At 44.7% G+C, this 18,898-nt stretch carries 19 protein-coding genes; 14 read left to right on the forward strand and 5 right to left on the reverse strand.

Features of this window, described 5'->3' with window-relative positions; translation table 11 throughout:
- Positions 1 to 312: 312 nt before the first annotated feature.
- The 4 genes from PseudUWO310_RS02875 (at position 313) to PseudUWO310_RS02890 (ending at position 2,129) form a co-directional block, all read left to right on the forward strand.
- Positions 313 to 1,134, forward strand: a complete 822-nt coding sequence (locus tag PseudUWO310_RS02875) for a hypothetical protein (protein ID WP_142598855.1) — start codon at positions 313 to 315, stop codon at positions 1,132 to 1,134.
- 113 nt (positions 1,135 to 1,247) lie between these two features.
- Positions 1,248 to 1,586, forward strand: coding sequence for a YbaB/EbfC family nucleoid-associated protein (locus PseudUWO310_RS02880; RefSeq protein ID WP_009626251.1), 339 nt, complete (start codon positions 1,248 to 1,250; stop codon positions 1,584 to 1,586).
- A gap of 63 nt (positions 1,587 to 1,649) precedes the next feature.
- A complete protein-coding gene (locus PseudUWO310_RS02885; RefSeq protein ID WP_009626250.1) occupies positions 1,650 to 1,892 on the forward strand; it encodes a DUF3134 domain-containing protein in 243 nt (80 codons plus the stop codon).
- 6 nt (positions 1,893 to 1,898) lie between these two features.
- Positions 1,899 to 2,129: a TIGR02450 family Trp-rich protein gene (locus PseudUWO310_RS02890; RefSeq protein WP_009626249.1), complete on the forward strand. Its 231-nt coding sequence runs from the start codon at positions 1,899 to 1,901 to the stop codon at positions 2,127 to 2,129.
- Positions 2,130 to 2,481: 352 nt separating this feature from the next.
- Here PseudUWO310_RS02890 and PseudUWO310_RS02895 read toward each other — a convergent pair whose 3' ends face one another.
- The 3 genes from PseudUWO310_RS02895 to bcp all read right to left on the reverse strand — a co-directional run bounded on the left by PseudUWO310_RS02895 (position 2,482) and on the right by bcp (position 5,315).
- The gene (locus tag PseudUWO310_RS02895; RefSeq protein ID WP_142598857.1) at positions 2,482 to 3,585 is read right to left on the reverse strand and encodes a phosphotransacetylase family protein; all 1,104 of its coding nucleotides are present in this window, start codon (positions 3,583 to 3,585) and stop codon (positions 2,482 to 2,484) included.
- A gap of 178 nt (positions 3,586 to 3,763) precedes the next feature.
- A complete protein-coding gene (folP, locus tag PseudUWO310_RS02900) occupies positions 3,764 to 4,699 on the reverse strand; it encodes a dihydropteroate synthase (RefSeq protein WP_142598859.1) in 936 nt (311 codons plus the stop codon).
- 160 nt (positions 4,700 to 4,859) lie between these two features.
- Positions 4,860 to 5,315, reverse strand: a complete 456-nt coding sequence (gene bcp / locus PseudUWO310_RS02905; protein WP_142598861.1) for a thioredoxin-dependent thiol peroxidase — start codon at positions 5,313 to 5,315, stop codon at positions 4,860 to 4,862.
- Positions 5,316 to 5,800: 485 nt separating this feature from the next.
- Here bcp and PseudUWO310_RS02910 point away from each other — a divergent pair, with 485 nt between their 5' ends.
- From PseudUWO310_RS02910 to PseudUWO310_RS02950, 9 genes are all read left to right on the forward strand, one after another.
- Positions 5,801 to 6,442, forward strand: a complete 642-nt coding sequence (locus tag PseudUWO310_RS02910; protein ID WP_142598863.1) for a bifunctional 4-hydroxy-2-oxoglutarate aldolase/2-dehydro-3-deoxy-phosphogluconate aldolase — start codon at positions 5,801 to 5,803, stop codon at positions 6,440 to 6,442.
- Between the two features lie 54 nt (positions 6,443 to 6,496).
- A complete protein-coding gene (ruvX, locus tag PseudUWO310_RS02915) occupies positions 6,497 to 6,919 on the forward strand; it encodes a Holliday junction resolvase RuvX (RefSeq protein WP_142599026.1) in 423 nt (140 codons plus the stop codon).
- A gap of 251 nt (positions 6,920 to 7,170) precedes the next feature.
- Positions 7,171 to 7,725, forward strand: coding sequence for a DUF3727 domain-containing protein (locus PseudUWO310_RS02920; RefSeq protein WP_009626243.1), 555 nt, complete (start codon positions 7,171 to 7,173; stop codon positions 7,723 to 7,725).
- On the forward strand, positions 7,688 to 8,779 hold the full coding sequence (gene mltG, locus PseudUWO310_RS02925; protein ID WP_223805506.1) for an endolytic transglycosylase MltG: 1,092 nt from the start codon (positions 7,688 to 7,690) through the stop codon (positions 8,777 to 8,779). Before PseudUWO310_RS02920 ends, mltG begins: the two co-directional genes overlap by 38 nt.
- A 148-nt stretch (positions 8,780 to 8,927) precedes the next feature.
- On the forward strand, positions 8,928 to 9,476 hold the full coding sequence (locus tag PseudUWO310_RS02930; protein WP_411729013.1) for a YqeG family HAD IIIA-type phosphatase: 549 nt from the start codon (positions 8,928 to 8,930) through the stop codon (positions 9,474 to 9,476).
- Between the two features lie 429 nt (positions 9,477 to 9,905).
- Positions 9,906 to 10,817: an ornithine carbamoyltransferase gene (gene argF, locus PseudUWO310_RS02935; protein ID WP_142598867.1), complete on the forward strand. Its 912-nt coding sequence runs from the start codon at positions 9,906 to 9,908 to the stop codon at positions 10,815 to 10,817.
- A gap of 559 nt (positions 10,818 to 11,376) precedes the next feature.
- Positions 11,377 to 13,248 carry a glutamine--fructose-6-phosphate transaminase (isomerizing) gene (gene glmS / locus PseudUWO310_RS02940; RefSeq protein WP_142598869.1) on the forward strand — a complete coding sequence of 624 codons (1,872 nt, stop codon included), beginning with the start codon at positions 11,377 to 11,379 and terminating at the stop codon, positions 13,246 to 13,248.
- Between the two features lie 43 nt (positions 13,249 to 13,291).
- A complete protein-coding gene (locus PseudUWO310_RS02945; RefSeq protein WP_142598871.1) occupies positions 13,292 to 14,773 on the forward strand; it encodes a flavin monoamine oxidase family protein in 1,482 nt (493 codons plus the stop codon).
- 291 nt (positions 14,774 to 15,064) lie between these two features.
- Positions 15,065 to 15,799 (forward strand): ComF family protein, encoded by a 735-nt coding sequence (locus PseudUWO310_RS02950; protein ID WP_142598873.1) that lies wholly within the window; start codon positions 15,065 to 15,067, stop codon positions 15,797 to 15,799.
- A 73-nt stretch (positions 15,800 to 15,872) separates the two neighbouring features.
- On the opposite strand, the gene PseudUWO310_RS02955 is transcribed toward PseudUWO310_RS02950, so the two are convergent.
- Entirely contained in the window at positions 15,873 to 16,196 is a 324-nt protein-coding gene (locus PseudUWO310_RS02955; protein WP_009626703.1) for a DUF1825 family protein, read from the reverse strand.
- A gap of 715 nt (positions 16,197 to 16,911) precedes the next feature.
- Positions 16,912 to 17,169, reverse strand: a complete 258-nt coding sequence (locus PseudUWO310_RS02960) for a hypothetical protein (RefSeq protein WP_190315886.1) — start codon at positions 17,167 to 17,169, stop codon at positions 16,912 to 16,914.
- Between the two features lie 398 nt (positions 17,170 to 17,567).
- Between PseudUWO310_RS02960 and moeB the strand changes: the two genes are divergently transcribed.
- Positions 17,568 to 18,740 carry a molybdopterin-synthase adenylyltransferase MoeB gene (moeB, locus tag PseudUWO310_RS02965; protein WP_142598877.1) on the forward strand — a complete coding sequence of 391 codons (1,173 nt, stop codon included), beginning with the start codon at positions 17,568 to 17,570 and terminating at the stop codon, positions 18,738 to 18,740.
- Positions 18,741 to 18,898 lie beyond the last annotated feature (158 nt).

Here is an 18,898-nt window from a genome sequence, read left to right on the forward strand (position 1 = left end):
AACCTGCGGCGCACGCGCAGCGTGCGCCGCAGGTTTTAGGGTTTTATATTTAATTAAGCCCACTTACTTAGTCAAGCGATTAATACATAAACCCCAAAATAGTGTTGCCGCGCTCCGCGCGGCAACACTATTTTGGGGTTTATGTCCTGATACAGTTGACGACAGTTATAAGAGCTTGCCTAGATTATTTTGCTTGCAAATTACCGAAATATTGCCAGAAATATTGAACTAAAAGAGATTATGCGAGTCTTGTAGAGTATGGTACAATCGCGCCCAATTTCCTTATTCCCGCTACCTTCGGCTAGCAAGTATATGAGACTCCCCACACACACAACCCCTCTTCGTAGCCTTGCCTTTGGGCTAGCCTCGCTCTTGAGTGTTAGCGCGAATCTGCTAATTAACTTTAACAGTGCCAGCAATGCTCAGTCTTTCCCCAATGATTCCGTAACAGTCACACCCGTAAGCGCTGGCGCTCAGTACCTCGTATATTTACCAAATGTAGCCAATGTTAAACAGGCAAAGGTATTAGCTCCCGATGCATTTATCAGCCGCCTAGACACGGGTGAGCAAGTCGTACAGTTAGGACGCTTCAATAACTTAAATCTAGCGCAACGTCGAGCCGCCCAGTTCAGTCAAGCAGGACTCGCCCCCCAAATCAAAACCGTCCAGAGTAAATTGGCGACTGTTCCTAGTAACACCGTTCAGCCTATAACACCTACTTCTTCCGCGCCAATCCCCGTCGAGTCAGTCCCCATTCAGACAACTCGCACCGATGCCCTGCCCAATGTACCAGGATCAGAGCTGCCGAGCAACCAAAGCAACGCGATCGAGATCGTGCGATCGCCACAACCAGTTTCTCAGCAAAGCCAACCGATCCCCATTCAGAATGCCAATCAGCCGATCGCCAGTCAAGGTATCGTCAATACCTCGCAACTTCGCTATTTCGTGATTATTCCCACAGGACAAACCTCAGAATTACAGCGCGTACAAGCGATCGCCCCCAGCGCCCAGCTACGTTCTTCCTATCGCGGTACTTATATCGAAGTTCAAGGCTATCCCGATCGCCCTAGCGCCGAAACCCTCAACCTGACTATTCGTCGTCAAGGATTTGACAGTCGAGTAGTGTTTTTCTAGCGTAAATGGCGAAACAGTGCGGCAATTTCAGACCTCCTCGCTCTGGAATTTACCGAACCGTGTCGATTAGTGACATAATGTATGGGAAAACTTAGGATACAACTGATACTGCTATGTCAGAGGGAAAAGGATTTGGCTTTGGTTTAGGCAAAATGAAAGAAGCCTTCCAAAAAGCCCAGCAAATTCAAGAAGGCGCTAAAAAGCTGCAAGAAGAATTAGATCAACTGCGCCTAACGGGTGAATCGGGTAGTGGTTTGGTGAAGGTAACTCTAAGCGGTAACCAAGAGCCTCAAAGCGTAGAAATTGCTCCTGAAGCTTTGAATGAGGGGGCAGAGGTTTTATCAGACTTGGTACTCGCCGCCCTTAAGGATGCCTATCAACTTTCTACGGGTACGATGAAACAAAAGATGGAAGATCTTACTGGTGGTTTAGGTTTACCCGCAGGCTTCTAACGGTTTAAGAAGCGTGCGAGGCTCGCTTCTTAAATTAGACTAGGAATTTTACTTGATATTTTTATGATTAATAATCCCGCTTTGCGTGTACAGCGCCGAAATCAGCCCGCCGCAATTATTCCTACTCAACAGCAAGCGTCGATTCTTGACTGGCTCGAGTCAACGGGTCGGCTCATCGCTAGAGAAGGCACTGAATCCAGCTTAAAGTTTGATGATGAAGCTGAAGAATTGAGTGAATTAATGTTGGGTGACGATCCTAGTTACATCGATGATGATGACGATCTCGATGATGACGATGTTGATTAAGTTTCTATGGCAAAAAAACAGAAATTTCCCCATCTGATCGGTTCAAAATGGACTGCCGAGCAGGAAACCTTCGGTTGGAGACATTTTGTTGTTGTCAATCGCAAAAATGAAGGAGACTTAGTTTTTGCCGAGATCAAAGCCGCCTGCGATGACTCTGTAAGGTTTTGGCTCAATGCTAAAGCTCTAAATAGGCGATCGCTATGGTCGCCTGGATGGAAAACCTTGCAAGAAATGTAAGAAATGTAAAAAGGCTGCACTTGAGTGCAGCCTTTTTACACCAAGTTAAGAAATGGCGTAGCCATTTTGTGGTTTTAAAACCCTTACTGGGTTTGGGTTTTAATTCTCAAAAGTGTAGCCACACTTTTGAGAATTGGTATTACCTATTAAGTAGCTAGCAAAACCCGTAAAGTTGCGCCCCGTAGGGGCGCAACTTTACGGGTTTTGGTAATTTATTTTACACAAGCACTTAGATAAGTATTTGGGCATAATTAAACCCCCAAAACCTGTAGCGCACGCGCAGCGTGCGCTACAGGTTTTGGGGGTTTATATTTTGCGCTCAGCTACTTAGATCAATAGATGATTAGTATAATTAAACCTTCGCTAAGGCTTTGATATTCATTAGCTTCAGGAAGCGATCAAAATTAAAATGCTTGCCCATCATTTCGCAAATGCTAGTCACCTTTACCCCTTCATGCAATCGCACCTGACCGAGGCAACCTTCGATAATGCTAACGGTGCTGAGGGTATCCTTGCTAACGGCGAGAATCGGTACGCCTAATTCCATTGCCTTGTGAGCGACATCCTCATTTACAAAAGGACGACCCGTTAAAATTAAACAATTTGTGGAGGTCTCAAGCGCCGCAAACTGAAGATCGATCCGACTACTGCCTGTAATTACTGCTTTATTGTAGGACTTACGGAAATAGCTTTGTGCTGAGCTAACATCCATAGCCCCGATTTTGAGTTCTTCGACCATAATTTTGCCAAGATCGATATTTTCGGGCTGGCAGAGAATGCTTGCACCGAGCTGCTCAATGATCTCAGAGACGCTAACGCTTCTTAGGGTACGGTTTTCGGGCATCAGGGCAAATACGGGAATGCCTTGATTTTCGAGGTATGGGTGCAGGATCTCGATCGCCGTTTCGTACTGCTCATCGGGGATATCATTAATTACCACACCCAAGAGGCGATCGCCAAAACGTCGTTTTGCCATGAGGATATGATCGACCACCAACAGAGAGCCAAACCGCATCACTAATAGAATTGGAGCTTCAAGATGGACTGCCATTTGCTCTAAAGAAAGCCCAAAAATCGCCCCTTCCGCAGTATTGGCAGGAGCTTCAAGAAAGACGATATCGCCTTCAATGATTTCTTTATATTCTTCAAGCTTATCGCTGTAATCAGCCGTATCTTCACCAGATAGGCGGCGCTGGAGGGCAGAGCGGTCAAGATTAAGGAGGGTAGGACGCAAAAGTGACTGTGGCAAGCTTAAGGTTTGCTTAATAAATTCCACATCAGCTTCACTGCGCTCGGCTGCTTCGGGTAACTCCTTGGTCGTAAAAGTACCAATTGGTTTTCCGTAGCCAACTTTGTAACCCTTGGCTTGCAAGTTGTATGTTAATCCCAGAATTGTTGCTGATTTTCCACTGCCCGATCTAGTTGAACCAATCAGCAAATGCTTAGCCTGTGGCACGTCTTGCCCTCTAAAAAATGATTACAAACTTTACTGGATTGTATTAAAGCCTACATCCTGTTTGCCTATTGTAACTGATGGACTGTTACGGATACTTTTTGATCTTGGTCGATCTTGACCGATTATGCATCAATTATGCATAGGGATTATGCAATATTTCGATAAGAAACCATAGGGACTAATACCGAAATATTGCGTCGCTCACTCGACAAGCCTCCGCTACTTCCTTAGGATCGTGAACCCGTAAGATATCTGCTCCTCCCGCAATGCCGGCACTACAGGCCGCAATCGTTCCCAAAAGGCGATCGCTAGGATCTGGGCGATCGCATAATTTACCAATAAAACTTTTGCGGGATACTCCCAGCAGCAGGGGCACAGGGATCGACTGGAAGGCTCGCAAATTTCTTAATAGTTCGAGATTATGATCGAGGGTTTTGCCAAAACCGATGCCAGGATCGATCGCAACTAAATGCTTGGGAATGCCGCAGGACTTGGCGACAGAAATTGCGTCGGTGAGAAATTGCTGAATATCCTTGACCACGTCACGATATTGGGGATTAATTTGCATAGTCCTTGGCTCCCCCTGCATATGCATCAAAAAGATGGGGACTTGTAACTTACCCGCCAGAGGCAACATTTCAGGATCGGCTCTACCTGCGGAGACATCATTAAGCATATCGGCTCCTGCGGCGATCGCGGCTTTAGCGACACTTGCCTTCACCGTATCGATGGATATCGGCAGATCAGGATATTCATCTCGAATTGCGGCGACGATCGGCAAAACGCGATCAATCTCCTCGGCGGCGCTAATTGCTGCGGCATTAGGACGGGTCGATTCGCCCCCAATATCGAGCATGTCAATATAGGGAATCATCTGAGCGACCTGTTTAAGTGCGGCATCTCGCGAGTTAAACTGCCCACCATCGCTAAAACTATCGGGGGTAACATTCAAAATACCCATTAGATAGGTGCGATCGCCCCAAATGAACTGGCGATCACGAATTGTCCAATTAGCTTTAGTTAAGTTACTAGTTAAGTTACTAGTTAAGTTGCTAGTTAAATTATTAATTGAGTTATTGGTCGAGCTAGCAGTTTTGCTTTTGCTTAAATTCAAGATTTCCACCTCAGATAATTGTAATATCAACTCACTGAAGTGAGCCAAGACTTCAGTGAACTAAAAAACAAACCCAGTAAGGTTTTGAGAATCCCAAAATGGCAACGCCATTTTGGGATTTGGTATAAATATATGGAGGATGGGGAGATTCCTCCTTTACCTAGCTATCGGCTAAAACTTGAGCGGGGTGAGGCTCAGCTTTGACAGCAAGATAAATTTTCTCGATTTTACCTTCTGCATCGATCACAAAGGTATTGCGGAAGATACCCATATATTCTTTTCCCATCATTTGCTTTTTGCCATAGCTCTCGTAGGCAGTAGCCACCTTAGCATCCACGTCACAGAGCAAAGGAAAAGGTAAGTCAAACTTTTCGGTAAATTTTTGATGAGATTTCGCATCATCGGTGCTAACGCCGAAAACCAGCGTATTTTTCGCTTGAAACTCGGCATAGCGATCGCGAAAACCGCAAGCTTCCTTGGTGCATCCTGGGGTATTGTCGCGGGGATAGAAATATAGAACTACCCGTTTGCCCTTAAGACTGGCAAGAGACACAATATTGCCGTGGGTATCAGCCACACTAAATTCTGGGGCAAGATCGCCAACTTTCAAAGCCATAGATATTTTCTACCATTTGTAATCCAAGACATATTATGAGGCATTCATGCCCCATGAATGCCTCATATAGCTGCCGCCAGTTTTATCAGGACATAAACCCCCAAATAGATTTGCTGCGCTCTGCGCGGCAAATCTATTTGGGGTTACAGTTGGTGGCAGCTATAGTACCAATTCACGAAAATGTGACAACACTTTTGTGAATTAAAAACTAAACCCAGTAAGGTTTTGAGATTCCCAAAATGGCAACGCCATTTTGGGAATTGGTATAACTGGGTGCAATTAAATATAAAGCCAAAGAGCTGTGGCGCAAGCGCAGCTTGCGCCACAGCTCTTTGGTCTGGATTTTAATTATGCCTAGCCACTTAAGTTAGCTACTGAAAAGCTGTGAAAGAGTCAAGATTCCTTCCCTCTGGGTTTGCAAAACTAAGGCTTTATGTAATGATCTTTGGGAGTCGATCGCCAATGCAAATTTTTGCAAAAATCCTGTGAATCCTTGGCTAAGTTTGTTGCAACAGCATCGCATTATTGCCGTTATTCGCGCTGATAATATTAGTATTGCAAGGGAGATGGCGCTTGCCGCCGCCGCAGGGGGTATCAAGCTCATAGAGATTGCTTGGAATACCGATCGCGCTGAGTCGCTCATTCCCAAATTACAACAGGAATTACCTGACTGCAAAATTGGGACGGGTACTGTTCTCGATATTGATAGTGCGGAGAAAGCGATCGCCTGTGGTTGTAGCTTTTTATTTACGCCCCATACCAATCCCGACTTAATTGCCAAGGGAGTCGAAAATAATATTCCTGTGATTGCTGGAGCCTTGACCCCCACAGAAATAATTACCGCATGGCAAGCGGGGGCATCGGCAGTTAAAGTTTTTCCGATTAAAGTGGTGGGTGGGGTTGATTACCTGAAATGCTTACAGCCCGTATTGCGCGATATTCCCCTCATTCCTACAGGGGGAGTTACAATGCAAAATGCGGATCGATTTCTAGCGGCAGGGGCGATCGCCGTGGGTCTATCTAGCCATTTATTTTCGCCAGAAGCGATCGCTGAGGACGACTGGACGACGATTATTGCCCGATCGCAAGCCCTCATCCAAAAAGTCCAACCATTTCAAAATCAGTAGCTTGACATGGCGCGGCAAGCCCAAAATAAGCCTAAAGAAAGCCCAAAACAGTTTATGCATTATGCAGCCTTAGGTTTAGATGTTGGCAGAAAAAGGATCGGTGTCGCTGGATGCGATCGCCTCGGTATAACCGTGCATGGGATTACCACCATTACCCGCCGATCGTGGGATGAAGATATGGCAATTCTGCGATCGCTAATTTTAGAAAGGGCGATCGATACTTTAGTCGTAGGTTTGCCCTACAACATGGATGGCTCCCTCGGTCATCAAGCTAAACATGTTCAAAAATTTGCCAAGGGTGCGGCTAAGCAATTAGGTATCTCAGTGGAATTTGTCGATGAGCGGCTAACTTCCTACGAAGCCGAAGAAATGATGCGATCGCAGGGAATTTCCACAAGGCACAACAAAGAAATGATTGATCGCAAAGCGGCTGCTCTCATTTTGCAGCAATGGCTAGCTTTAAAACGTTCTAAGTAATTATAAGTAATTATTAGCTCCTCAAAAACAGTAGCGCAAGCGCCGCTTGGGCTACTGTTAAGCGATCGCGATATTCCTTCAATTGGCGTGGTAACAAGCTATAAATGCTGTAAATAGATATGCCACCAAGCCACATCTCTGATATTTCCAAATATGTCCCCTTTGCTGTCATAATGCTTAAAAGCGCCAAAAGCCTTATACAAGAGGGTTTCTCTGAGCTAGTAGTGCTATAGGATACAAAACAGCAATCTATGGAAGGATCGACGATCGTACTTACGGATGACGCAGGTAAGAGCTTGCCTTGCACTGTCGAAACCGCGTTTAAAGTGGACAGCACCGAATATTTGTTGCTGCAACCAGTGGATTTTTCCGTGCAAATCTTTGCATGGCAAGAAACCGATGACGAAGAAGAAACTGAATTGGTCGATGTCACAGAAGAGGAAATCGATCTAATTTTTCCAGTCGCTCAGGCCGTTCTTGCAGAACAAAATCTTTCTCTCAAAAGGTCGGCTCATACATTGACCGTTGAGGGTGAATTACCTGAAGCAACTGAAGAAGATATCATTGAGATTGATACTGAAGAAGATGGTAATTGTGGTGAGTTTCAAGAGCTAGCCCATTTCTACTATGAAGAGCAAGCTTTTTCAGTATTTACATCCCTCGACCCTCTGATGTTTATTGCGAAAGTTGGTGATGATGGTCAACCAGAAATCCTTTCTCCAGAAGAGATGGCAGCACTTGAGCCTTATGTGGAGCAATATCTAGACCATGTCCTCAGCACAGAAGATGCCGAAGAAGAGTTCTAATTGGCTGTTTTATGGCATTGCTATCCCCGCAACCATCTTATTTACTGGTTTAGTTAGTAGTTCTTGGTGGATTTGGGCAAGTGCCGCGCCTAGTAGTTTTGGCATAAAAGTTCGATTAACCATATCTGAGGGGATGCCAACTCAAGCGATCGCCCAAGAACTAGAATCAGCGGGTATAATCCGCTCTAGCTTAGCTTTGCGTCTGTGGCTACAGTGGCAATCGTGGCGGGGCAACGATTCAGTCGCATTGAAATCGGGAACCTACGACCTAACGACCAATCAATCTTTGCAAGAGGTGGTGGCTCAAATTCAGACCACGAAATCGGCAGAAGTCCGATTTACGGTTCCTGAAGGTTGGACGATCGCACAGATGGCAGATTTATTTGAGAAGCAAGGATTTTTCAGTGCGAAGGATTTTGTTGCCGCAGCTCAACGGACGAGTCCCAAGCGCCGCAGTTGGCTGCCCGAAGATGTCCCCAGTTTGGAAGGTTTTCTATTTCCCGATACCTACCAAATCTTGCCATCTGAGGCAACTCCCGATCGCATCATTAATTTGATGCTTGATCGGTTTGAGCAGGTTGCTTTGCCCGTTTATCAAGAAAGCCAGTCTGGTAAGCCCAAGGTCAAAGTCAGTCTCAAGGATTGGGTAACGCTCGCTAGTATTGTCGAAAAAGAAGCAGTTATTGACACCGAGCGACGGATCATCGCTGGCGTTTTTTGGAATCGACTCAAACAAAATAAACGACTGGAGTCCGATCCGACCGTTGAATATGGGTTAAACATTCGTCAGACCCCAGAAAATCCTCTGACCTTGGAACAGGTACGAACGGCTTCTCCTTACAATACTTATCTAAATGAAGGGCTTCCCCCAGGAGCGATCGCTTCCGTAGGTTTAGCCAGCCTCAAGGCGACCCTCGATCCTGCGACAACTGACTATCTATTTTTTGTTGCCAAATATGACGGTAGCCATGTGTTTAGTCGGACTTTAGAGGATCACGAAAAAGCCTTGCAGGCGATCGACAAAAAAATTCAACAGAAAGCACCAAAACAATAGCTAGCAATAGTTAGCAATATAAGGGATGAAGTGCCACGCGAAGCGTGGCACTTCATCCCTTATATTGCCGTCGCAGAAACAGGCTGATCGCATTACGAAAGATTGGTTCAAAGCACTGTAAAATATCATTGATTATTTAATTAACATTATCAAAATATTTGTGAAACCTTGGCAACTTATTGCTCCTGACTTAGTTTTGTCAGCCCCAATTTATAAGATCACACCGCAACTAATGGAAAAGCATGGATTGCGGGGCTTAATTTTGGATGTGGACAATACCTTAATAGGTGATGACGAAGCTGATGTGTCAGAGGAAATTCGGTTGTGGGTAGAGCAAATGCGGCAAAATTATCCAATCTGGCTAGCCAGCAACAATTTTAGCGATCGCCGTATTCAGAAGGTTGCTGAGAGTTTAAGCCTTCCCTACCGCAGTCGGGCTGGCAAACCTTCGCGGCGAGTGGTACGTCAGGTTCTTGAAGCGATGGGGTTTCCTCCTTCTCAAGTTGCGATGGTAGGCGATCGCTTATTTACCGATACGATTGTGGGTAATCGCCTCGGTCTATTTACAATTTTGGTACAGCCTCCCTGCGACGAAATGGTATTTAAACCTTCGATCTCCAGCATATTTAAAGCGCGATCGAGTTTTCTGCGCAATTGGGAGATTTGGATCGCCCGTAAATCTGGCGTAAAAATCTAGTTGTCACTCCTTGTATAGCTGCCGCCAACTGTATCAGGACATAAAACCCCAAAGAGAGTTGCTGCGCTCCGCGCAGCAACTCTCTTTGGGCTTTTGATTTTGTCCTAACAAAAATGGCGGCAGCTATATTAAGCCCTCCGATAAGAGAAGGTTGGCATAAATCAAACCCCAAGAATTGACTGGCGGCGCGAAGCGCCGCTAGTCAATTCTTGGGGTTTGATTATCGATCAAACGAACCAAAAGGAAATTTTTGAAAGCGTTGCTTCGCAACGCTTTCAAAAATTTCCTTGGTTTGGGTTTGAGCGCAAAACGCTGTAGGACAGGCGACAGCTATATATTTAGAAGATATTTAGAAGTGAGGTTTATGATAAACGTAAAGGGCTGTAAGTTGATGATAGAGTCATTACAAGTCTTTTCTAACTAACAACAATGGGAAACCTTCAGGGACGAGATCTTCTTAGTTTGGCAGATTTGCAACCAAGTGAAATTCAGGAATTACTGACACTTGCAAAACAGCTTAAATCAGGGGAAATCCAGTATGACTTTCAGCGTAAAACCCTTGGATTGCTCTTTCGTAAAGCATCAACAAGGACAAGAGTTAGCTTTACCGTCGCGATGCATCAACTGGGGGGGCATGTAATCGACCTCGATCCTAATGTAACCCAAGTAAGTCGGGGCGAACCCATAGAAGATACTGCCAGAGTTCTCGATCGCTATTTGGATGTTTTAGCAATCCGCACCTTCGAGCAAGCGGAGCTAGAGACCTTTGCCAAATTCTCCAAGATCCCAATTATCAATGCTCTGAGCGATTTAGAACATCCTTGTCAAGTTTTGGCAGACCTATTGACCGTACTGGAAAATTTTGGTTCGTTAAAAGGACTCACCCTCACCTATCTTGGCGATGGCAATAATATGGCGCATTCCCTGATGATTGGCTGCGCTCTCGTGGGCATGAATGTTCGCATTGCCTCCCCGAAAAATTTTACTCCTAATCCCGAAATCGTCGCTCAAGCGAAGGCTTTAGCCACTAATTCTGAAGTTATTGTGACCAGTGATCCTAAACTTGCTGCCCAAGCAGCCCATGTCCTTTATACGGACGTTTGGGCGAGCATGGGTCAGGAGTCGGAAGCGGAAGATCGCGTTCCCATTTTTCAGCCCTATCAGTTAAATGCCGAACTTATGGCTTTAGCCGATAAATCTGCGATCGCTTTACATTGCCTACCTGCTCATCGTGGTGAAGAAATTACGGATGAAGTTATGGAAGGAGCGCAGTCCCGTATTTGGGATGAAGCGGAAAATCGCCTTCACGCCCAAAAAGCTCTACTAGCAAGCGTTCTCTAATTACAGAACTATAGCTGCCGCCAGTTTTGTTAGGACAAAATCAAAACCCGAAAGAGAGTTGCCGCGCGGAGCGCGGCAACTCTCTTTCGGGTTTGATTTTCAATTTCCAAGAGTGTGGCTACACTTTTGGAAATTGAAAATCAAACCCAGTAAGGGTTTTAAAATCACAAAATGGTTACGCCATTTTGTGATTTGGTATTATGGTCTGATACATTTGGCGGCAGCTATATGTTCCATTCTCAACTTTTGTAATCAATTTGTAATCAATTTGTAATACCAATTCCCAAAATGGCAACGCCATTTTGGGAATCTCAAAACCTTACTGCGTTTGGTGTTTAATTCACAAAAGTGTTATCACACTTTCGTGAATTGCTATAACAAGTAGTTCAGCATAATTAAAAAACAAAAACAGAGAGCGTACCGCCCGTGTAGCGGGCGGTATGCTCTCTGCTTTTTTAAGTTTACTTATGCCTAGCTACTTATCACGTGGTTAAATACAATCATAATTTTGTACGCCTAGCGCAGAAAATTGTAATCGTATCTACTTCAAATTGACATTATGTGTGGAATTGTTGGCTACATCGGACATCGCTCGGCAAATGAAGTTTTAATTTCAGGGCTACGCAAACTGGAATATCGCGGCTATGACTCCGCAGGCGTGGCAACAATTCCCCTAGGCGATCGCAGTTTGCATCGGGTGAGAGCAAAGGGCAAACTGATCCAGCTTGAAGAAAAATTAAACACTGACACTGCCCCATCCGCACCCATTGGCATCGGTCATACTCGCTGGGCAACTCACGGTAAGCCTGAGGAACATAATGCCCACCCCCATACCAATAATCTGGGAAACTTGGCAGTTGTGCAAAACGGCATCGTTGAGAATTATCATCTTCTCCGTACAGAATTAAAAGAACTCGGTCATATTTTTGTCAGTGAAACTGATACCGAGGTGATTCCTCACATGATCGCGGAGTTTTTACTGCAACTAGAAAAGCAGGACAATATTATTCCCGATAACTCGCCTTCGGTTTTGTTTGAGGCAGTGCGCTTGACCGTGGCGAAGCTGCAAGGTGCTTATGCGATCGCCGTTATCCATGCTGATTATCCCGATGAATTAGTAGTGGTGCGCCAACAGGCTCCCCTTGTCATTGGTATCGGTAAAGAAGAAAACTTCTGTGCCTCCGATACCCCTGCCTTGGTTGCCTATACCCGCACCGTCATTCCCCTAGAAAATGGAGAAATCGCCAGACTGACAAGGGAATCGGTGCAAGTATATAACGCTAAAGGCGATCGCCTCCGTCGAACACCCCAGACCCTAAACTGGAACCCGACCATGGTCGAGAAGCAGGGCTTCAAACACTATATGCTCAAGGAAATTTACGAGCAACCAGGAGTGTTTAGGGCAGGGCTTGCCAGCTATATTAGCGAAAACAATCACCTCAAATTGGGGCTGCCTACGGGATTTGTTGAGCGGATTGAACGAGTAGAAATAATTGCCTGTGGAACCAGTTGGCACGCCTCTTTAGTCGGAAAGTATCTGCTTGAGCAGATTGCAGGCGTTCCCACTAGCGTTCAATATGCTTCTGAATATCGCTATTCACCACCACCTTACCTATCAAACACGTTAGTTATTGGCGTGACCCAATCGGGAGAAACTGCCGATACGCTTGCGGCGTTAGAATTGGCAAAATCAAGGGGCGATCGCTGCCTTGGCATTACAAATCGTGTTGAAAGTTCCATTGGGCGCATTGCGGATGCCGTAATCGATACTCAAGCAGGGATTGAAATTGGGGTGGCAGCCACGAAAACCTTTATTGCTCAGCTACTAATGTTCTATGTACTTGCCCTAGAGTTTGGCATCACTAAGGGCAGTCTGTCATCGGAGCGATCGCAGGAATTAATTGACGGACTGCGCCAACTCCCTGCCTATATGGAAAGAATTCTTGAAAGCCAAGAGCGTTATATTGAGGAGCTTTCGCGTCAGTTTACCCATACTAAAGATTTCATCTTCCTCGGTCGTGGTATCAATTTCCCGATCGCCCTTGAAGGTGCGCTTAAACTCAAGGAAATTAGCTACATCCATGCCGAGGGCTATCCCGCAGGGGAAATGAAGCATGGACCGATCGCTCTACTAGACGAAGATGTACCTGTTGTCGCGATCGCCACTCCTGGAGCTGTGTACGAGAAAGTTCTTTCTAATTCTCAAGAAGCGAAAGCGAGGGATGCAAAATTGATTGGTGTGGCTCCTCTTGACGATCCTGCGGCGCATGAGGTATTTGACTATATTTTGCCGATTCCTGTGGTTGATGAGATTTTCTCGCCAATTCTCACCGTGATTCCATTGCAACTGCTCGCCTATCATGTGGCAGCACATCGAGGTTTAGATGTCGATCAACCCCGCAATCTGGCTAAATCTGTCACAGTTGAATAAACAAAAAGGCGGCGTAATACGCCGCCTTTTAGATTTATAAGAGATGGCAACCAAAGTTTCTATGGATAAATATAAACGGCGAAAGTTTTTATTGCAGGCTCGAAACTTGACCTATGCGGGGGCAACAGGTTGGCTTTGGGGATGTGGGCGACAAGCCGATCTCTCCACTAATCTCCAAACTAATCTCCAAACTAATCTCCAAACTAATCAACCTTCCAATGATAGCGAAGAAAAACAGCAGGTTATTGTTGTCGGTGCAGGCATTGCAGGGATTGCAGCGGCTCAAAAATTACATAGTCTAGGATATCGGGTAGTAGTTCTCGAAGGTCGCGATCGCATTGGCGGCAGAATTTGGACAGATAATTCTTTAGGAGTTCCTCTAGATCTAGGTGCAGCATGGATTCATAAAATTGATGGGAATCCGATCTCGACTCTAGTCAAACAATTTGGGATTCAGACGGTCATCTCAGATTATGATTCGCAATGGAATTATCAAGATGTTAATCAACTATTATATGAATCCGATGAAAGACTTGTAAATCAAGCATTTCGAGCTTTTACGGCTAGGGTTACCAAGTTGAAAAACGAAACCTCGCCATCGCAGGTAATTACTTTAGCTGATATCGCGCAGGAAATAATTCAATCAGAAAAACTCTCAGGAGTTGCCCTGAAAGCCTTTCAAGCAAGATTGGCTTCGACAATTGAGAGTGAAATGGGCGAAAGTCTTGCCCATCTTGGGATTAAAGGTTTTAACGAAGACTCAGAATTTACTGGGGCGAATGTAGTTTTTCCGCAAGGCTATACCCAACTTGTGCAGGCTTTATCAAAAGATTTAGATATTCGCATCAAACATCTTGTCCAGCAGATTACCTACGATGAAAATGCTGTTGAGGTGAAAACCGATCGCGGGATTTTTAGAGGTTCGCAGGTAATTGTTACCGTTCCTCTAGGGGTATTGAAACGTGGTTCGATTGAGTTTGTCCCAGCGTTGCCAGAAGCTAAGTTATTAGCGATTAAGCAGTTGGGAATGGGAGCATTAAATAAGTTGGTTTTAAAGTTTTCCAAGCAGTTTTGGCGATCGGAACCTCACTATATGGCATATATCAACGGTAATCGCAATGTTGCCGATCGCTACATTGATTTTTGGAACTGGCAGAAATATGTTCAACAGCCAATTTTAGTCGCTTTAGTGAGTGGTGATTTTTCGCGATCTCTATTCCAGAGGTCTCTAAATGACGTATCTATGGACATTATGTCTGATCTGCAAGCGATGTTTGGTGAAAATATTGAGTTGCCAACTGCCACATTGCTGACCAAATGGCATGATGACCCCTTTGCCTATGGTTCCTACTCCACATTTTCAGTAAATGGCAATATTCAAGATTGCGATCGCTTAGCAGAACCTATCGGCGATCGGATATTTTTTGCGGGTGAGGCAACCTATGGTAAATATTTAGGAACTGTCCATGGTGCTTTTTTGAGCGGAGAAAGAGAAGCCAATAGAATTGCTAAACTTGATCAATGAAGTTATTCCAATTCTCTTAAGCGAGCCAAAACTTCAGCGGGTGAAAAAATAACTAGGACAAATCAAACCCCAAGAATTGACTGGCGGCGCTTCGCGCCGCCAGTCAATTCTTGGGGTTTATGTCCTAGTACATTTGGCAATAGCTATAAAATCCTTATACCAATTCCCAAAATGGCGTAGCCATTTTGGGAATCTCAAAACCTGACTGGGTTTGGTGTTTAATTCATGAAAGTGTGACAACACTTTTGTGAATTGGTATAAGACAATAATTCAAAAACAAATCTAACGATCATGCAATGGTTAACATCTCTTAGCAATCGTTTGAAAATCAATCGACTAGCTAGCACTGTTATAGATTCTCTCTGGCAAGCAAATTGTCCGTTATGCAAGCGTTCTACGGATGGAATCCTATGTAAAGACTGCGATCGCCAAATCTCTGCTTGTCAATCACCAGAATTTTTACAAGCGGATTATCCCATCTCACCCGACCTTCCACTGTATAGTTGGGGAATTTACGATGGAGCCTTGAAAAGAGCGATCGCCGCCTGTAAATATGGCAATCATCCTGCAATTATGGAAGCGATCGCCGAAAAAATTGCCACCACATGGAAGCGATCGCCACATGCAAAAGCGCTTATCCAAAATTATAAAAAGCTATCGGTAATTCCGATCCCTCTCCATGCCAATAAATTAAAGTCTAGAGGCTTTAATCAAGCAGAAATTCTCGCTCAGCGTTTTTGCGATCTGAGCGCGTTGCCCTGCCATCCCCAGCTTTTGCAGAGGGTCAAGGATACAAAAGCCCAGATGCAGACTAAAAGTATCACAGAAAGGAACCAGAACCTGTCTCACGCCTTTGCCGTTCCCTTGCCACACAGATCGCCACAGACAAATCCGCGATCAGTAATTCTAGTTGATGATATTTACACTACTGGCGCAACGATACATGAAGCGATCGCCACCCTCGCCCACAGCAACCTTATTGTAAGAGCTGTAGTTGTAATTTCGCGTCCCCAATTCAAAAAATAACGGCTAAAAGCCAGCAACTAAAAGCCAACGACTAAAAGCTAAAAGCCAACAGCTAACGACTAAAAGCTAAAAGCTAATTATGCAGTTCCAATTCCGATTTCATTCTTTCAAGAGTCATATTCATCTGATCGAACATCTGTTGCGGCGTAATTCCGAAATTACCAAGCTGATTTTCCAACTGCTTGAGAGTCATCTGCGCCATAAAGTCGTCGGACAATTCAAATCGCTTCATGAAAATTTTATAGCGATCCATCATCTCTTCCATTTTTTCGATGAAGAGGATTTTTCCCTCGCGATCGAATTTTCCATAACTACCACCAAGCTGTGTTAGGGCTTGATAGTCTTGAAATAGATTGCGAGCTTCATGTTGAACGATCTCAGAATCAAAAAATGCCATTTTAATGCTCTGCTTTACTTACATCTGTTCTAATTTTACAGGCTAGCTAAGACTTACAGAAATTACCCGAAGTGGGGATATCACTATAAAACCCATCCTACTCCCTTCCCAGTCAAGAAATAGCGGTGCGGGGCAAAGCCCCGCACCGCTATTTCTTGACTTACTCCCTTCCCACCAAAGAAATGGACATACAAAACCAAGAATTAGTGTTGCGGCGCGAAGCGCCGCAACGTCTAATTTTTCACTACCAAGAATTAACGTTGTGGCGCTTCGCGCCGCAATGTCTAACTTTTCACTACCAAGAATTAACGTTGTGGCGCTTCACGCCGCAATGTCTAACTTTTCACTACCAAGAATTAACGTTGTGGCGCTTCGCGCCGCAATGTCTAACTTTTCACTACCAAGAATTAACGTTGTGGCGCTTCGCGCCGCAACGTCTAACTTTTTACTGGTAAGGGAGTAATACCAATTCCCAAAAGTATGGCTACAGTTTTGGGAATTGAAAACCAAATCCAGTAAGGGTTTTAAAAACACAAAATGGCGTAGTCATTTTGTGTTTTGGTATAAGTCAACGTCGGTTTGGGTTAAGCTGGCGAATTTTCAAAGCCCAAAAGTAAAAGCCTTGCGTAGCAAGGCTTTTACTTTTGGGCTTTGAAAAAGGGTTTGCATAGCAAACCCTTTTTCAAAGCCAATTGCAAATTATCCCGAACTCACGTTAAGTCATGATCGGGACAGCACCGCGATCGCGTTTTCTGGGCAAGAATCTGACCGAAACCCGCTTTAAATCAAATTTATGTTCCAGCTCATGTACGTAGTCAACAGCTTCACCGTTATGCTCGCGATTATCCAGAATTTCGAGTAAGCTCATAATTTCCGAATCTAAACCGGGCTTACCGATAAATAAATGCATTAAGGTTTCGCAATTATCATCATCAGGGTAGATGGGAATGTAATAGATGTAAGGGGTTTCCATAAGCTCCATAGTACTGCGTAGATTCAGTCACATTTGAAATTTTGGCAATCTAAACTTTTGTAAACATATTGAATCGTAAGTTAGATGGGAATAACCAGAGCCGATACCCTACGATAAGCGCGAGGCATAGGCTTTTCAGTTTTGCAAAGCTACTTACTATTTAGATTGTAGTTAGAGCGGTTAGCTTAACTGCAACAAACATACAACATTGCAATAAAGCGTAAACTAGGAAACTACAATAGAAATACTAAAACACGCTAATTCAGCAAAGGCAATCGCGATCGCAACCTTAAATTATTGAGTTAGCAGGCTCGATTTGTGAGTTGAGCCGACCTAACAGGTAGTTTTTAACCGTCAAGAGCGATCGCTAACGCAAGCAACGTGCGATTTACTTAATCATGCTCAATCCAGACCCAAATACAATTCAACTCACCCAAGATGACTACGAGCGCTACTCGCGTCACCTAATCTTGCCTGAAGTTGGGGTAGAAGGACAAAAGCGACTCAAGGCTGCTAGCGTACTGTGCATCGGTACGGGTGGATTGGGTGCGCCCTTGTTGTTATACCTCGCGGCCGCAGGCATCGGACGTATTGGCATCGTAGACTTTGACGTGGTGGATACCTCAAACCTCCAGCGTCAAATCATTCATGGCACTAGTACTGTCGGTAAACCAAAGATCGAATCTGCAAAGGCACGAATCTTAGAAATCAACCCCTATTGCCAGATCGATCTCTACAACACACACCTATCTTCAGCTAATGCTCTGGAGATCATGGCTCCCTACGACATCATTGTCGATGGTACGGATAATTTCCCCACGCGCTATCTAGTTAATGATGCTTGTGTATTGCTCAACAAGCCTAACGTCTACGGCTCAATTTTCCGCTTTGAAGGGCAGGCTACGGTCTTCAACTATGAAGGTGGTCCTAACTACCGCGATCTCTACCCAGAGCCACCACCCCCAGGATTAGTTCCCTCCTGTGCTGAAGGTGGCGTTTTAGGGATTCTTCCTGGAATTATTGGGGTGATCCAAGCGACGGAAACTGTCAAAATCATTCTCGGACAGGGAAATACTTTGAGTGGTCGTTTGTTGCTTTACGATGCCTTGAAGATGACTTTCCGCGAACTAAAGCTGCGTCCTAATCCAGTGCGTCCCGTAATCGAGAAATTGATTGATTATCAGATGTTCTGTGGCATTCCTCAACAACAAGAAAACGAAATGGAAGCACAAAAGGCGATCGCCGAAATTAACGTCAATGAACTTAAAGAGATTATTGATGCGGGTGCATCGGATTACCTCATCATCGATGTTCGCAATCCTAATGAGTGGGAAATCGGCAGAATTCCTAACACCGTATTAATACCTTTACCAGAAATCGAAAATGGTAATGGAGTGGACAAGGTCAAGTCTTTGTTAGACGGTAAGAAGCTCATTGCGCATTGCAAAATGGGTGGACGATCGATGAAGGCTTTGGGTATTTTGAAGCAAGCTGGCATTGATGGGATCAATGTACAGGGTGGTATTAATGCATGGAGCGAGCAAATCGATCCTGCAATTCCTAAATACTAATCACTTCCCTAATCCGACAGTAAATTCTTGAAAAAAAGAGAGGTCGCAAAGCGACCTCTCTTTTTTTATAAAACCCAAAAATCTATGGCGCACGCGCAGCGTGCGCCACAGATTTTTGGGTTTTATAAAATTCACAAAAGTGTGACAACACTTTTGTG

Origin of the sequence: Pseudanabaena sp. UWO310, from assembly GCF_006861605.1 — a bacterium.
Classification (GTDB): Bacteria; Cyanobacteriota; Cyanobacteriia; order Pseudanabaenales; family Pseudanabaenaceae; genus Pseudanabaena.

Excerpts from the sequence above, each read along its gene's own strand:
- PseudUWO310_RS02880 (WP_009626251.1), top strand. The coding sequence starts at position 1,248 with ATGTCAGAGGGAAAAGGATTTGGCTTTGGTTTAGGCAAAATGAAAGAA.
- PseudUWO310_RS02960 (WP_190315886.1), bottom strand. The coding sequence starts at position 17,169 with ATGGAAACCCCTTACATCTATTACATTCCCATCTACCCTGATGATGAT.
- glmS (WP_142598869.1), top strand. The coding sequence starts at position 11,377 with ATGTGTGGAATTGTTGGCTACATCGGACATCGCTCGGCAAATGAAGTT.
- PseudUWO310_RS02950 (WP_142598873.1), top strand. The coding sequence starts at position 15,065 with ATGCAATGGTTAACATCTCTTAGCAATCGTTTGAAAATCAATCGACTA.
- PseudUWO310_RS02875 (WP_142598855.1), top strand. The coding sequence starts at position 313 with ATGAGACTCCCCACACACACAACCCCTCTTCGTAGCCTTGCCTTTGGG.
- ruvX (WP_142599026.1), top strand. The coding sequence starts at position 6,497 with ATGCATTATGCAGCCTTAGGTTTAGATGTTGGCAGAAAAAGGATCGGT.
- PseudUWO310_RS02890 (WP_009626249.1), top strand. The coding sequence starts at position 1,899 with ATGGCAAAAAAACAGAAATTTCCCCATCTGATCGGTTCAAAATGGACT.
- PseudUWO310_RS02920 (WP_009626243.1), top strand. The coding sequence starts at position 7,171 with ATGGAAGGATCGACGATCGTACTTACGGATGACGCAGGTAAGAGCTTG.
- PseudUWO310_RS02885 (WP_009626250.1), top strand. The coding sequence starts at position 1,650 with ATGATTAATAATCCCGCTTTGCGTGTACAGCGCCGAAATCAGCCCGCC.
- mltG (WP_223805506.1), top strand. The coding sequence starts at position 7,688 with ATGTCCTCAGCACAGAAGATGCCGAAGAAGAGTTCTAATTGGCTGTTT.
- PseudUWO310_RS02955 (WP_009626703.1), bottom strand. The coding sequence starts at position 16,196 with ATGGCATTTTTTGATTCTGAGATCGTTCAACATGAAGCTCGCAATCTA.
- PseudUWO310_RS02945 (WP_142598871.1), top strand. The coding sequence starts at position 13,292 with ATGGCAACCAAAGTTTCTATGGATAAATATAAACGGCGAAAGTTTTTA.
- moeB (WP_142598877.1), top strand. The coding sequence starts at position 17,568 with ATGCTCAATCCAGACCCAAATACAATTCAACTCACCCAAGATGACTAC.
- argF (WP_142598867.1), top strand. The coding sequence starts at position 9,906 with ATGGGAAACCTTCAGGGACGAGATCTTCTTAGTTTGGCAGATTTGCAA.
- bcp (WP_142598861.1), bottom strand. The coding sequence starts at position 5,315 with ATGGCTTTGAAAGTTGGCGATCTTGCCCCAGAATTTAGTGTGGCTGAT.